The organism is Streptomyces incarnatus, assembly GCF_001027185.1.
GTDB lineage: Bacteria > Actinomycetota > Actinomycetes > Streptomycetales > Streptomycetaceae > Streptomyces > Streptomyces puniciscabiei.
Window position 1 is genome coordinate 8068505 of the sequence record NZ_CP011497.1, and the last position, 13439, is coordinate 8081943.

13 protein-coding genes are annotated in these 13439 nt (G+C 71.1%); 11 read left to right on the forward strand and 2 right to left on the reverse strand.

Annotated elements, in window-relative coordinates:
- Positions 1-5 precede the first annotated feature (5 nt).
- Positions 6-1040 carry a sphingomyelin phosphodiesterase gene (locus tag ABB07_RS36855; protein ID WP_208902780.1) on the reverse strand — a complete coding sequence of 345 codons (1035 nt, stop codon included), beginning with the start codon at positions 1038-1040 and terminating at the stop codon, positions 6-8.
- 256 nt (positions 1041-1296) lie between these two features.
- Here ABB07_RS36855 and ABB07_RS36860 point away from each other — a divergent pair, with 256 nt between their 5' ends.
- From ABB07_RS36860 to ABB07_RS36895, 8 genes are all read left to right on the forward strand, one after another.
- Positions 1297-2442 (forward strand): CapA family protein, encoded by a 1146-nt coding sequence (locus ABB07_RS36860; protein ID WP_208902781.1) that lies wholly within the window; start codon positions 1297-1299, stop codon positions 2440-2442.
- A gap of 125 nt (positions 2443-2567) precedes the next feature.
- Positions 2568-2921 carry a DUF5133 domain-containing protein gene (locus ABB07_RS36865; protein ID WP_341845910.1) on the forward strand — a complete coding sequence of 118 codons (354 nt, stop codon included), beginning with the start codon at positions 2568-2570 and terminating at the stop codon, positions 2919-2921.
- Positions 2918-3343 carry a CBS domain-containing protein gene (locus ABB07_RS36870; RefSeq protein ID WP_208902782.1) on the forward strand — a complete coding sequence of 142 codons (426 nt, stop codon included), beginning with the start codon at positions 2918-2920 and terminating at the stop codon, positions 3341-3343. The genes ABB07_RS36865 and ABB07_RS36870 overlap by 4 nt, the downstream gene beginning before the upstream one ends.
- A 180-nt stretch (positions 3344-3523) precedes the next feature.
- Positions 3524-4609, forward strand: a complete 1086-nt coding sequence (locus ABB07_RS36875; RefSeq protein ID WP_208902783.1) for an S-(hydroxymethyl)mycothiol dehydrogenase — start codon at positions 3524-3526, stop codon at positions 4607-4609.
- Complete coding sequence (locus ABB07_RS36880; RefSeq protein WP_208902784.1) at positions 4609-5277, forward strand: MBL fold metallo-hydrolase; 669 nt, start codon at positions 4609-4611, stop codon at positions 5275-5277. The genes ABB07_RS36875 and ABB07_RS36880 overlap by 1 nt, the downstream gene beginning before the upstream one ends.
- A gap of 257 nt (positions 5278-5534) precedes the next feature.
- Positions 5535-5897 carry a bifunctional 3-phenylpropionate/cinnamic acid dioxygenase ferredoxin subunit gene (locus ABB07_RS36885; protein ID WP_055703952.1) on the forward strand — a complete coding sequence of 121 codons (363 nt, stop codon included), beginning with the start codon at positions 5535-5537 and terminating at the stop codon, positions 5895-5897.
- Positions 5894-7057: an NAD(P)/FAD-dependent oxidoreductase gene (locus ABB07_RS36890; protein WP_208902785.1), complete on the forward strand. Its 1164-nt coding sequence runs from the start codon at positions 5894-5896 to the stop codon at positions 7055-7057. The genes ABB07_RS36885 and ABB07_RS36890 overlap by 4 nt, the downstream gene beginning before the upstream one ends.
- A gap of 129 nt (positions 7058-7186) precedes the next feature.
- Complete coding sequence (locus ABB07_RS36895; protein ID WP_208902786.1) at positions 7187-8320, forward strand: aromatic ring-hydroxylating oxygenase subunit alpha; 1134 nt, start codon at positions 7187-7189, stop codon at positions 8318-8320.
- A gap of 63 nt (positions 8321-8383) precedes the next feature.
- Here ABB07_RS36895 and ABB07_RS36900 read toward each other — a convergent pair whose 3' ends face one another.
- Positions 8384-9181, reverse strand: a complete 798-nt coding sequence (locus tag ABB07_RS36900; protein ID WP_208902787.1) for an IclR family transcriptional regulator — start codon at positions 9179-9181, stop codon at positions 8384-8386.
- Between the two features lie 151 nt (positions 9182-9332).
- Between ABB07_RS36900 and betA the strand changes: the two genes are divergently transcribed.
- The 3 genes from betA (at position 9333) to ABB07_RS36915 (ending at position 13433) form a co-directional block, all read left to right on the forward strand.
- Positions 9333-11003, forward strand: a complete 1671-nt coding sequence (gene betA, locus ABB07_RS36905) for a choline dehydrogenase (RefSeq protein ID WP_208902788.1) — start codon at positions 9333-9335, stop codon at positions 11001-11003.
- Between the two features lie 3 nt (positions 11004-11006).
- Positions 11007-11843 (forward strand): methylenetetrahydrofolate reductase, encoded by an 837-nt coding sequence (locus ABB07_RS36910; protein WP_208902789.1) that lies wholly within the window; start codon positions 11007-11009, stop codon positions 11841-11843.
- 120 nt (positions 11844-11963) lie between these two features.
- Positions 11964-13433 carry an aldehyde dehydrogenase family protein gene (locus ABB07_RS36915; RefSeq protein ID WP_208902790.1) on the forward strand — a complete coding sequence of 490 codons (1470 nt, stop codon included), beginning with the start codon at positions 11964-11966 and terminating at the stop codon, positions 13431-13433.
- The last annotated feature ends 6 nt before the right edge of the window (positions 13434-13439 follow it).

The following is a 13439-nucleotide window of genomic DNA, read 5'->3' on the forward strand; positions in this document are numbered from 1 at the left end:
CGGCGTCAGCCGAGCTGGAAGGTCGCCTCGACCGGGTAGTGGTCGCTGGGTGCGTTGGTGTCGGTCTGGCCCGGGGCCCAGCCGGACTGGGGGTCGAAGTCCACCCGGACGGTGGGCATCGCGGCCGGCACCGGGCGGCCCGGCGCGTTGAGGTAGCCGAGGTAGTCGAGGTCGTCCCGGTAGTCCTTCGGGAAGGACTCGATGCCGGACATGTACTGGCACCAGGCGGAGACCGGGCAGTCCATGGTCCTCAGGGTCTGGCCGGAGTCGGTGGCCGGGGTGCCCAGCACACCGTTCACCGCGCTCTGGGCGGCTGCGTGGTCACCGCGCGACCGGCCGCCGTAGTACTCCACGTTCAGGTCTCCGCCGATCAGCACCGGCGCGGTCGAGCCGACGATGCCGTCCACCCAGCCGCGGATCTCGCCGAGCTGCGCGAGCCGGGTGGACTGCGTGGTGTCCGTGGCGGTGCCGGACTCGTCGGCCTGCAGATGGGTGCCGACCACCCAGCTCCCCACCCCGTCCTTCTCGATCCGCACCAGCGCCGCGCCCTTGTTGGCGTGGTAGTCCCAGGTGCCGTAGGTGGAGTTGCTGAAGACGTGGGCGTACTGGGCGGTGATCGGGTACTTGGAGAGGATCATGGTGCCGCCGTTGATGACGAACCACGAGTTGGAGCAGTCACCGCTGATGCCCGTCCAGCCGCCGCCGGAGCACGTCTGGCCGACGACGGGGGTGTGGTAGGGGTAGAGGTCGGCGAGCTCGGCGGTGATGCGGGCGGTCGAGCTGTTGTTGAAGTCCTCGTCCAGCACCACCACGTCCGCGCCGTGTCGGCGGATGATCGACTCGATGACCGGGGTGCGTTGCGCCGCCTTCTCGTTCTGGGTGCTGTCGACGATCGCGGTGCCCAGATCGACGTTCCAGGCGAACACCGAAAGACCGGTGCCCGTCCCCGCGCTCGCGGCGGGAGCCGCGTAGCCGCTGAAGCAGAGCAGCAGAACCGCCGCCGCGGAGGTGAGGGCGGTAGCCGTACGACGCGAGACCATGCGCTCTCCTGGTGAAGTGGGGAGTTTCCCGGACCGCGACCCGTTGTCCGGTCGCGTACATGACAGCCTGACTCTAAGGTGCTTTCCGGTACCGCCGAGGGAACTTCGCCCGATCACCTCATGGAGAAAAGGTGTCTGGACAAGTACGGCCCGTGGTGAGGGGATCCGACCGGCCGGCGCCGTGTGCCCGGGGCGCGCGTGTTCACTCGGACCCTGGGCTGGACCGTGCCGCGAGGACGCCGCTTAGGGTGGGGGTATGGGCGGCGGCGTGGTGACGCTGTTTCTGTGCGGTGACGTGATGCTCGGGCGCGGCGTCGACCAGATCCTCCCGCACCCCGGAAGCCCGGTGCTCCGCGAGGGTTACGTCACGGATGCCCGGACGTACGTGGAGCTGGCCGAGGCGGCCAGCGGTCCGATCCCGGCACCCGTCGATCCCGCCTGGCCGTGGGGCGAGGCGCTGCGGTTGCTGGCGGAGGCGGCGCCGGATGCCCGGATCGTGAATCTGGAGACGGCCGTCACGTGCAGCGACGCGTTCGTGCCCGGCAAGGCGGTCCACTACCGGATGCACCCGGCCAACGTCCCCGCCCTGACGGTGGCCCGGCCCGATGTGTGCGTCCTGTCCAACAACCACGTGCTCGACTTCGGCCGGCCGGGGCTGGAGGAAACGCTGGACTCGCTCGCCGGCGCGGGCCTGCGGGCCGTGGGCGCGGGACGCACCGCCGACGAGGCCTACGCGGGCGCGGCAGTCCCGGTCGGGCCGGGCCGCCGGATCCTGGTCTTCGCCCTCGGCGCCCTGTCCAGCGGCATCCCGCCCGACTGGGCCGCGACCGCGGACGACTCCGGCGTCGCCTACGTCCACGAACTGTCGCCGGCGGCAGCCGAGGCCGCCGTCCAGCGGGTGCGGCAGGCCAGACAGCCGGGCGACATCGTGGTCCTGTCGGTGCACTGGGGTTCCAACTGGGGCTATCTCGTCCCCCGCGAGCAGACGCGCTTCGCGCACGCCCTGGTCGACGGCGGCGTGGACATCGTCCACGGGCACTCCTCCCACCACGCCCGCCCCCTTGAGGTGTACCGGGACCGGCTGATCCTCTACGGCTGCGGCGACTTCATCGACGACTACGAGGGCATCTCGGGCTACGAGGAGTACCGCGACGACCTCCGGCTGGGCTACCTCGTCTCGGTGGCGGCGGACACCGGGCGCCCGACCGGCGTGCGGATGTTCCCCTGGCAGGCACGGCGGATGCGGCTCGAGCCCGCTGAGGACCAGGACCGCGCATGGCTGTGCGCGACCCTCGACCGGATCAGCCACGGCGTGCACATCGACATGCGGGCCGACGGCGCGCTCGGCGTCGTGGCGGGGTGCGCGGGCACGGGCCCGAGCCCCTCATCGCGCTGCGATTGAAAGACCAACAAGACAGCGCCACCCGCCTCGTGCACCATGGCTGAAGGCCTTGTTCGGGCGATGGAGGTGTTCGTGCGCCGCCCCATCGGCGCCACCACCGGAAGCCCGCCGAGTCCCGTGGGGCGGTGAACTGCACCATGCTGCTACCGGCCAAATCCGAAGTGCGCCGACTGCTGCGGCACTACCGCGTGTGCGAGGCCGCCACTGTCGCGGCCCCCGCCGATCTCGCGTCGCGGGCCGCCTTCGAGGACTCGGGCTACACGCTGTGCGTGCTGATGGGCGAGCGCAATCCGCGGGAGGCGGCGGCCGCCGCCCGGCGCTATCTGCGCACCGACCTGGTCACGTACCTGAAGGAGCGGAACGGGCGGGCACGGGCGGCCTCCGTCGGCCGGCGGTCGCGTCGGTCCGCTCCGACGACCCAGGATTCCCGGGCGGGCCGACCGCTCGCACCGGCCCAGCCGCGAAGGGACGAGCGATGACGACTGCGAAGGACATCATGCACCCGGGCGCCCAGTGGATACCCCGGGACGAGACGCTGGCCCGGGCCGCGCAGCTGATGCGGGACCACGAGGTGGGCGCACTGCCGGTCAGCGACCCCGGCAACGGCGACCGTATGTGCGGCATCGTCACCGACCGCGACATCGTGGTGAAGTGCATCGCCTCGGGCCACGACCCCGCGCGGATGACGTGCGGCGAGCTGTGCGAGGGCACACCGCGCTGGATCGACGCCGCCGCCGACATCTCGGACGCCCTGAGGATGATGGAGAACCACCAGATCAAGCGCCTGCCGGTGGTCGAGAACAAGCGCATGATCGGAATGATCAGCGAGACCGACATCGCGCGGCACCTCACCGACGACAAGCTCGCCGAGTTCGCCAAGCGGGTGTACGCCCCCGCCTGAGCGCGGAACGGACTCGGCACGCCCGCCGCGGGCGACTCGGCGCACCGAGTCGCCCGCGAACTCTTGGGTGCCCGACGGATCCTTGACCACTGCCCCGGCCTCCGCGATGCTGTGTTGCGAAACGTGAGAGGTGTGCCGTAATAGGCAACGTCTCGATCCGCTGTGAGCCGAGGAGTGGCCATGACTCAGCAGGTCCGTGGTGTCGTCGCGCGGAGCAAGGGCGCCCCTGTCAGTCTGGAGACCATCGTCGTGCCCGACCCCGGTCCGGGCGAGGCCCTGGTGAAGATCGAGGCCTGCGGGGTCTGCCACACCGATCTGCACTATCGCGAGGGCGGTATCAGCGACGACTTCCCCTTCCTGCTGGGGCACGAGGCCGCCGGTGTGGTCGAGGCCGTCGGCGACGGGGTCACCGACGTGGCTCCCGGTGACTTCGTGATCCTCAACTGGCGTGCCGTGTGCGGGCAGTGCCGGGCCTGTCTGCGCGGGCGGCCCTGGTACTGCTTCGACACGCACAACGCCAAGCAGAGGATGACGCTGGCCGACGGCACGGAGCTCTCGCCGGCGCTGGGCATCGGTGCCTTCGCCGAGAAGACGCTCGTCGCGGCCGGCCAGTGCACCAAGGTCGACCGGGCCGCATCGCCCGCTGCCGCCGGGCTGCTCGGCTGTGGTGTGATGGCCGGCATCGGCGGGGCCATCAACACGGGGAACGTCGGCCGCGGGGACACCGTCGCCGTGATCGGGTGCGGTGGTGTGGGGGCCGCGGCGGTCGCCGGATCGAAGCTGGCGGGAGCGGCGCGGATCATCGCCGTGGACATCGACGACCGCAAGCTGGAGACCGCGAGGAAGCTGGGCGCGACCCACACGGTCAACTCCCGGCAGGCCGAACCGGTCGGCGCGGTGCGCGAGCTGACCGGCGGCTTCGGCGCCGACGTCGTCATCGAGGCCGTCGGCCGCCCGGAGACGTACCGGCAGGCCTTCTACGCCCGTGACCTCGCCGGCACCGTCGTGCTCGTCGGCGTCCCCACTCCCGAGATGAAGCTCGAACTGCCCCTGCTGGACGTGTTCGGCCGCGGCGGTGCCCTCAAGTCGTCCTGGTACGGCGACTGTCTGCCCTCCCGCGACTTCCCGATGCTCATCGACCTCTATCTGCAGGGCCGTCTCGACCTGGACGCCTTCGTCACCGAGACCATCGCGCTGGACGAGGTCGAGAAGGCCTTCGAGCGGATGCACGGCGGGGACGTGCTGCGCTCGGTGGTGGTCTTCTGATGACGCGCGGGACGGCGGGCGGGCCGGCGGGCGGGACGCCGGGCGCCCGCATCGAGCGTCTGGTCACGTCGGGGACGTTCTCGCTGGACGGCGGCACCTGGGACGTCGACAACAACGTCTGGATCGTGGGTGACGACACCGAGGCGGTCGTGATCGACGCCGCCCATGACGCCGACGCCATCGCCCGGGCCCTCGGCGGCCGCACCCTGCGCGCGATCGTGTGCACCCACGCGCACAACGACCACATCGACGCCGCACCCGCCCTCGCCGCCCGGACCGGCGCCCCGATCCTGCTGCACGCCGACGATCTGCCGCTGTGGAAAGAGACCCATCCCGACCGGGCGCCCGACGGCGAGCTGACCGACGGGCAGCGCCTCACCGTCGCCGGAGTGGAACTGGCCGTACTGCACACCCCGGGACACGCCCCGGGCGCCGTCTGCCTGTACGCCCCGCGGCTGTCCGCGCTGTTCAGCGGCGACACGCTGTTCGCCGGCGGGCCGGGGGCCACGGGACGGTCGTACAGCGACTTCCCGACCATCATCCGGTCGATCAGGGAGCGCCTGCTCGCCCTCCCGGACGACACCGCCGTGCACACCGGCCACGGCGACACCACCACCATCGGCGCCGAGGCGCCCCATCTGCAGGAGTGGATCGAGCGCGGCTTCTGACCGCCCGGCGAGAAGCGGCCCTGCCCCGGTGACGCGCCGACGTGGACGGCACCGGCGGCAGGGCCGTCGCCGCACCCTGCCACCACTCCCTGATCTGCCTGCTGACCTGCGCTTTCGAGGTCGCTTCCGCATGCCCGGACATCGGTCGCCGGACGCCGTGCAAACGGCCCGGTGGATGCCTTGACAAGGCTTCAGAGCGGCCAGCAGACTGACGTTGCGCTCATCGCAATCCGTTTCGCTATACGCACCGAGGTGTCATGATGATTCCCGCGTGCCGACTCGCGGACCTGCCGCGAGGCGAGGCCCACCGGCTCGACATCGACCCGCCGGTCTCGGTGTTCCACACCGACGACGGCGAGCTCTTCGCCATCGACGACACCTGCACCCACCAGGACGCGTCGCTCGCCGACGGCTGGCTGGAGGGCTGTGAGGTGGAATGTCCCCTGCATGCCTCCAAGTTCGACCTGAGGACCGGAGCCGTGGACGCCCCGCCGGCCAAGCTCCCCGTCCGCACCCACGAGGTCGTCGTCGAGGACGGCATGGTCTACGTGCGGGTGTCCACCGAGGCGCCCAACCTGCCGCCGTGCGTCGCCGCCCGCCTGGCCGGAGGCCCCGCGTGAGGACCGTCGCCGTGGTGGGCGCCTCGCTGGCCGGTCTGTCGGCCGCGCGCTCGCTGCGGAAGCGGGGGTACGACGGCCGGCTGGTCGTCGTCGGCGGCGAACTCCACCGCCCGTACGACAGGCCGCCGTTGTCCAAGGAGTTCCTCGCCGGTGCCATCGGCGAGGCGGACCTGGCGCTGGAGACGGACGACGAGGAACTCGACGCGGAGTGGCTGCTCGGCGCCCGCGCCACCGGACTCGACCGCGCCGAGCGGGCGGTCCGGCTCGCCGACGGCAGGGAGATACGCGCCGACGGCGTGGTCATCGCGACCGGCGCCGCCGCCCGCACCCTGCCCGGCACCGAAGGCCTCGCCGGCGTCCATGTGCTGCGCACGCTCGACGACGCCCGCGCCCTCAGGGACGACCTGGCCCGGGGCGGCCGGCTGGTGGTGATCGGCGGCGGCTTCGTCGGCGCCGAGGTCGCCTCCACGGCGTACACCCTCGGTCTCGACGTGACCGTGGTCGAGGCGGCGCCGACGCCGCTGGCCGCACCGCTCGGCGAGGCCATGGGCGCGGTCGTCTCCGCCCTCCACGCCGACCACGGGGTCCGGTTGCTGTGCGGGGTGGGGGTCAAGGGGCTGAGCGGGGAGCGCCGGGTCGATGCCGTGCTGCTGGAGGACGGTCGCAGCATCCCCGCCGACACCGTCGTCGTCGGCGTGGGCGCGCGCCCCTGCGTCGAGTGGCTGGAGGGCTCCGGCGTCGCCCTCGACAACGGCGTGAAGTGCGGCGCCGACGGCCGCACGAGCGTCGCCCAGGTGGTCGCCGTGGGCGACTGCGCCAACTGGTACGACCCGCGCACCGGGGTCCACCGCAGGGTCGAGCACTGGACCGGCGCGCTGGAGCGTCCGGACGCCGCCGTCGCCGCGCTGCTCGCCCACGGTGCGACGGAGCCGGGCGTGCCCCGGCCGCCGTACTTCTGGTCCGATCAGTACGGCGTGAAGATCCAGTTCGTCGGCCAGGCCGCCGGGGCCGACAGCGTGACGGTCGAGGAGGGCTCGGCCGACGACCGCAGCTTTCTGGCGGTCTACCGCAGGGCCGGCCGGCCGGTCGCCGTGCTCGGCATGAACCAGCCGCGGCTGTTCACCCGATGGCGCAAGCAGTTCGCCTCCGCCGCGTCTTGACACCACCTCTGGGGCCACTCATCCTGCGTTGCACATGAAACGCAGTGTTGCTTCATACACAACGCCGCCCGAAGTCGCTCTTCCCGGCGCGTGACCTATCGATCCACGACGTTTCCCGAGGAGTGCACCGTGACCTCGACCAGCCTGCCGGACAGCCTGATCGCCACTCTCCCCGGCTCCGCCTACACGGATCCCGGCATCTTCGCCCAGGAACAGGAGCGCATCTTCGAGACGATGTGGTTCTGCGTCGCCCGCTCCTCCGACCTGGCCAGGCCCGGCGCCTTCCGTACCGTGGACGTGGGCCGCGAGAGCATCCTGGTCACCCGTGCCCGCGACAACTCCGTACGCGCCTACTTCAACGTCTGCCGGCACCGCGGGGCCAAGCTCTGCACCGAGGAGACGGGCGAGGTCAAGCGGGCCTTCCAGTGCCCGTACCACGCCTGGACCTACGACCTGAACGGCAAGCTCGTCGCGGCACCCAACCTCACCAAGATGCCCGACGTCGGCCGCACCGAGTACGGCCTGGTGGGCGTGGCCGTCCGCGAATGGCTCGGCTACGTCTGGGTGTGCCTCGCGGAGAACCCGCCCTCCTTCGAGGAGGACGTGATGGGGGCGGTGGTGGAGCGGCTCGGCGACACCGAGTCGATCGAGCGCTACGACGTCGAGAACCTCTCGGTGGGCAGGCGGATCGTCTACGACGTCAAGGCGAACTGGAAGCTCATCATCGAGAACTTCATGGAGTGCTACCACTGCGCCACGATCCACCCCGAACTCACCGAGGTCCTCCCGGAGTTCGCCGACGGCTACGCGGCCCAGTACTACGTCGGCCACGGCGCCGAGTTCGGTGCGGACATCCAGGGCTTCACCGTCGACGGCTCCGAGGGCCTGGACCGCATTCCGGGGGTGTCCGAGGAACAGGACCGCCGGTACTACGCGATCACCGTCAAGCCGCAGGTGTTCATCAACCTCGTGCCCGACCACGTGATCTTCCACCGCATGTACCCGGTGGCCGTCGACCGCACGATCGTCGAGTGCGACTGGCTCTACCTGCCGCACGTCGTGGAGAGCGGCAAGGACGTCGGCCGCTCCGTGGAGCTCTTCGACCGGGTCAACCGCCAGGACTTCGACGCCTGCGAACGCACCCAGCCGGGGATGAGCTCACGGCTGTACGCCAAGGGCGGCGTGCTCGTGCCCAGCGAGCACCACATCGGCGCCTTCCACGACTGGGTGAACGAGCGGCTCGGCACGCGCAACCCGGAGTGACGGGGCGGCCGTGGCCCGCGCGGGGGGCGTACGCGGGCCGTGCGGCGGACGTGCTCCGTGCGCTCAGCCGAGGTATCCCATCCGGTGGCTGATCTCCTCCGCGCCCTTGACCAGCACCGGGGCGAGCTCGTGCATGCGCTCCTCGGTGAACCGGTAGGAGGGACCGGAGGCACTGATCGACGCGATGACCTGACCCTCCCGGTCGCGGATCGGGGCGGCCATGGCGTGCAGCCCGATCTCCAGCTCCTCCAGCGTCCAGGCGTAACCGCGCTCCCGGGCCTCGGCGAGGTTCTTCTCCAGCTTCGCCTTCGCGGAGATCGTGTGGGGGGTCAGCTTCTTCAGGCCGGCGTCGCTCAGCAGCGCGGCGCGCTCCTTCGCGGGCAGGTGGGCCAGCATGATCTTGCCGCTGGAGGTGGCGTGCAGCGGGGTCAGCTGGCCGACCCAGTTGTGCGCGGTGACGGCGGCCGTGCCGCGCACCTGGTAGAGGTTGATCGCGTAGTGCTCCTGCATCACGGCGATGTTGACCGTCTCGCCGATCTCCTCGGCGAGGCGCTCGCACACCGGACGGCCCTGCTGGGTGATGTCGATGCGTCCCGTGACGGCGCCCGCCAGGCGTACGATGCCGAAGCCGAGCCGGTACTTCCCGCGCTCGCCCGACTGCTCCACGAGACCGCGCGCCTCCAGGGCGCCGAGCAGACGGAACGCGGTCGACTTGTGCACATCGATCTCGCCGGCCACCTCGCTGACGCCGGCCTCGCCACGCTGGGCCAGGATCTCCAGGACGCTGATGGCGCGGTCGACGGACTGCACCCCGCCGGGCGGTGAACCGTTCGTTTCCGTATCCGGGCTGTAGTTGCTCATAGCGAAACTATACGCGCAGTAAACAACTTTCTTGCAAGTAACGCGCTGTGAACAAACTTCTTACAAGTTGCGCCGTCCGCAACCTAGTGCGCATAGCGATACCCGTACTAGCATGCGCGGCACATCAACGACGCGAGCGAGACGAGGCACCATGGCTCCCTTGCAGTACGACTTCGTCATCGTCGGCGGTGGGTCGGCCGGCAGCGCCCTGGCGAACCGGCTCTCGGCCGACCCCGGCAACCGGGTGCTCGTCCTGGAGGCCGGCCGCTCCGACTATCCCTGGGACGTCTTCATCCACATGCCCGCGGCGCTGACCTACCCCATAGGCAGCCGCTTCTACGACTGGAAGTACGAGTCCGAGCCCGAGCCCCACATGGGCGGCCGGCGCATTTACCACGCCCGGGGCAAGGTGCTCGGCGGTTCCAGCAGCATCAACGGCATGATCTTCCAGCGCGGCAACCCCATGGACTACGAGCGCTGGGCGGCCGACCCCGGCATGGAGAGCTGGGACTACGCCCACTGCCTGCCGTACTTCCGCCGGATGGAGAACTGCCTGGCGGCCGACCCGGACGACGAGTTCCGCGGCCATGACGGCCCCCTCGTCCTGGAACGCGGCCCCGCCACCAACCCGCTCTTCACCGCCTTCCTCAAGGCCACCCAGGAGGCGGGCTACGCCCCGACGGACGACGTCAACGGCTACCGGCAGGAGGGCTTCGCCAAGTTCGACCGCAATGTCCACCGCGGGCGCCGGCTGTCGGCCTCGAAGGCCTACCTCAAGCCCGCGATGAAGCGGCCCAACCTCACAGTGAGGACACGTGCCCTGGTCACCCGGGTGCTCTTCGAGGGCAAGCGGGCCGTCGGCGTGGAGTACCGGCGCGGCAAGGGCGCTCCCCAGCAGGTCCGCGCCGGCGAGGTCATCCTGTGCGGCGGCGCGATCAACTCCCCGCAGCTGCTGCAGCTCTCCGGCGTCGGCAACGCCGGGGAACTGCGCGCCCTCGGCATCGACGTCGTCCACGACCTGCCGGGCGTCGGCGAGAACATGCAGGACCACCTGGAGGTGTACGTCCAGTACGCCTGCAAGCAGCCCGTGTCCATGCAGCCGTACATGGCGAAGTGGCGCGCCCCCTTCATCGGGCTGCAGTGGCTGTTCCGCACGGGCCCGGCGGCCACCAACCACTTCGAGGCGGGCGGCTTCGCCCGCAGCAACGAGGACGTGGACTACCCCAACCTGATGTTCCACTTCCTGCCGGTCGCCGTACGCTACGACGGCTCCTCGCCGGCCGGCGGCCACGGGTACCAGGTGCACGTCGGGCCCATGTACTCGGACGCCGTCGGCTCGGTGAAGATCAGGAGCAAGGACCCGCGGGAGAAGCCCGCGCTGCGCTTCAACTACCTCTCCACCGAGCAGGACCGCCGGGAATGGGTCGAGGCCATCCGCGTCGCCCGCAGGATCCTGGGCCAGCCCGCCCTCGCCCCCTACAACGACGGCGAGGTCTCGCCCGGACCCTCCGTCGAGACCGACGAGGAGATCCTCGCCTGGGTCGCCAAGGAGGGCGAGACCGCCCTGCACCCCTCGTGCACCTGCAAGATGGGCACCGACGAGATGTCCGTCGTCGACCCGCTGAGCATGCGGGTGCACGGCCTGGACGGGCTGCGGGTGGTGGACGCCTCGGTGATGCCGTACGTCACCAACGGCAACATCTACGCACCGGTGATGATGATCGCGGAGAAGGCCGCCGACCTCATCCTCGGCAGGGAACCGCTGGAGCCGTCGAAGGCCGCCTACTACCGGCACCGCGACGCCCAGAAGCAGGCCGGGTAGAGCATGGGCGCCCAGGCGCTGCGGGCGCTGCTCGGCCGCGTCCGCTACGAGGTGCTGCCGGCGAGGTCGACGGAGGAGAAGGTCCTCGCCCATGTGCCCCGCGACATCGTGGTCACGGTCACCGCGTCGCCGGTCAAGGGGCTGGAGCCGACGCTGGAACTCACCGAGCGGCTCACCGCGCACGGCTACCGCGTCGTCCCGCATGTGCCCGCACGGCTGCTGCGGGACGACGCCCACCTGAAGGACGTGGCCGAGCGGCTGCGCGCGGCGCGGGTGGACGACGTGTTCGTGCCGGCGGGGGACGCCGATCCGCCGGCCGGGCCGTACGACGGCGCGCTGCCGGTGCTGCGGGGCCTGAGCGACCTGGGCAGGCCCTTCGCCGACCTGGGCATCACCGGCTATCCGGAGAGCCATCCGCTCATCCACGACGACATCACCATCCAGTCGATGTGGGACAAGCGGGCGCACGCCACGTACATCGTCAGCAACCTGTGCTTCGACCCGCGCGTCCTCGGCGACTGGATCACCAGGCTCCGGCGCCGCGACATCACCCTGCCCGTGCACCTGGGCGTCGCCGGGCCGGTCCAGCGGGCGAAGCTGCTGGCCATGGCGACGAAGATCGGGGTGGGGGAGTCGACGCGCTTCCTCACCCGGCACCCGTCCTGGTTCCTGCGGTTCGCGACGCCCGGCGGATACGCCCCCGAGCGGCTGCTCGGCCGCGGCGCGGAGGCGTTCACCGGACCCGCGGCCGCGGTGGCCGGCCTGCACCTGTTCACCTTCAACCAGATCGCCGAGACGGAGCGCTGGCGCCGGGCCCTGCTGGACCGGCTGGCCGCCTGAAATCGGCATCCGCCGACCCCTTGACGGGCGTCGGCCCGGTCGGACAGGGTGTTCCACCACAAGCAATGCAGTGCACCATACGCAACGCATACGCAACGAGCTCCTTCGAAGGGCGCGGCCGTGGCAGATCTGTACGTGGACGGAGAATGGCGCGCTGCGGTGGCCGGCGGCCACCGGGAGATCCGCTGTCCGGCGGACGGCACGCTGGTCGCCACGGTCTCGGAGGCGACCCGCCCCGACACCGAGGCGGCGATCGCCGCCGCCCGGCGCGCCTTCGACGAAGGCCCCTGGCCCCGCACCCCCGAGCGGGAGCGCGGAGCCCTGCTGCTGCGCACCGCCGACATCCTGGAGCGCGACGCCAAGCAGTTCGCTCGCGCCGAATCCCTCGACACGGGCAAGCGCCTGATCGAGAGCGAGTACGACATCGCCGACGTCGTCTCCTGCTTCCGCTACTACGGCGGCATCGCCGGCACCAGCGCCGGACGGGTGGTCGACACCGGACGCGACGACGCCCTGAGCCGGGTCACCTACGAGCCCATCGGCGTATGTGGACTGATCACCCCCTGGAACTACCCGCTGCTCCAGGCCAGTTGGAAGGTCGCCCCGGCCCTGCTCGCGGGCAACACCGTGGTCCTCAAGCCCAGCGAGCTCACCCCCTCCACCTCCATCCTGCTGATGAAGGCCCTTGAGGAGGCGGGGCTCCCGGCCGGCGCCGCCAACCTCGTGCTGGGCGCCGGAGCCGAGGCCGGCGCACCGCTCGCCGAGCACCCGGCCGTCGACATGGTGTCCTTCACCGGAGGCCTGGACACCGGGCGGCACATCATGGCCACCGCGGCGACGACGGTGAAGAAGGTCGCGCTGGAACTGGGCGGGAAGAACCCGAACGTCGTCTTCGCCGACGCCGACTTCGCCACCGCCGTCGACTTCGCGCTCACCGCCGTCTTCCTGCACTCCGGGCAGGTCTGCTCGGCCGGCGCCCGCCTGATCGTCGAGGACTCCCTCCACGACGCCTTCGTCGACGAGCTCGTGCGCCGCGCCCGGCGGATCCGGCTCGGCGGACCCTTCGACCCCGAGGCCGAGACCGGCGCGCTGATCTCCGCACAGCACCGCGAGAAGGTCGAGGCGTACGTCGCCGCCGGGCTCGCCGAGGGCGCCGTACTGCGCTGCGGCGGCGCACGCCCCGACGACCCCGCGCTCGCGGACGGCTTCTACTACCCGCCCACCGTCCTCGACGAATGCCGGCAGGACATGCGCGTGGTGCACGAGGAGTCCTTCGGACCCGTGCTCACCGTCGAGCGCTTCCACGACGAGGACGACGCCGTCCGCATCGCCAACGACACGGAGTACGGCCTCGCCGGAGCCGTGTGGACGCAGGACGCGGGCAGGGCCCAGCGGGTCGCCCGCGGGCTGCGCCACGGCACCGTGTGGATCAACGACTACCACCCCTACGTGCCGCAAGCGGAATGGGGTGGTTTCGGGCGCTCGGGCGTGGGCCGCGAGCTGGGGCCGACCGGCCTCGACGAGTACCGAGAGCCCAAGCACGTCTGGCAGAACATCCAACCCCGGCCGCAGCACTGGTTCCGCGGCTGAACGCCG

Coding starts and splice junctions, on each gene's coding strand:
- ABB07_RS36855 (WP_208902780.1), bottom strand. CDS start 1,040: ATGGTCTCGCGTCGTACGGCTACCGCCCTCACCTCCGCGGCGGCGGTT.
- ABB07_RS36860 (WP_208902781.1), top strand. CDS start 1,297: ATGGGCGGCGGCGTGGTGACGCTGTTTCTGTGCGGTGACGTGATGCTC.
- ABB07_RS36870 (WP_208902782.1), top strand. CDS start 2,918: ATGACGACTGCGAAGGACATCATGCACCCGGGCGCCCAGTGGATACCC.
- ABB07_RS36875 (WP_208902783.1), top strand. CDS start 3,524: ATGACTCAGCAGGTCCGTGGTGTCGTCGCGCGGAGCAAGGGCGCCCCT.
- ABB07_RS36880 (WP_208902784.1), top strand. CDS start 4,609: ATGACGCGCGGGACGGCGGGCGGGCCGGCGGGCGGGACGCCGGGCGCC.
- ABB07_RS36885 (WP_055703952.1), top strand. CDS start 5,535: ATGATGATTCCCGCGTGCCGACTCGCGGACCTGCCGCGAGGCGAGGCC.
- ABB07_RS36900 (WP_208902787.1), bottom strand. CDS start 9,181: ATGAGCAACTACAGCCCGGATACGGAAACGAACGGTTCACCGCCCGGC.
- betA (WP_208902788.1), top strand. CDS start 9,333: ATGGCTCCCTTGCAGTACGACTTCGTCATCGTCGGCGGTGGGTCGGCC.
- ABB07_RS36910 (WP_208902789.1), top strand. CDS start 11,007: ATGGGCGCCCAGGCGCTGCGGGCGCTGCTCGGCCGCGTCCGCTACGAG.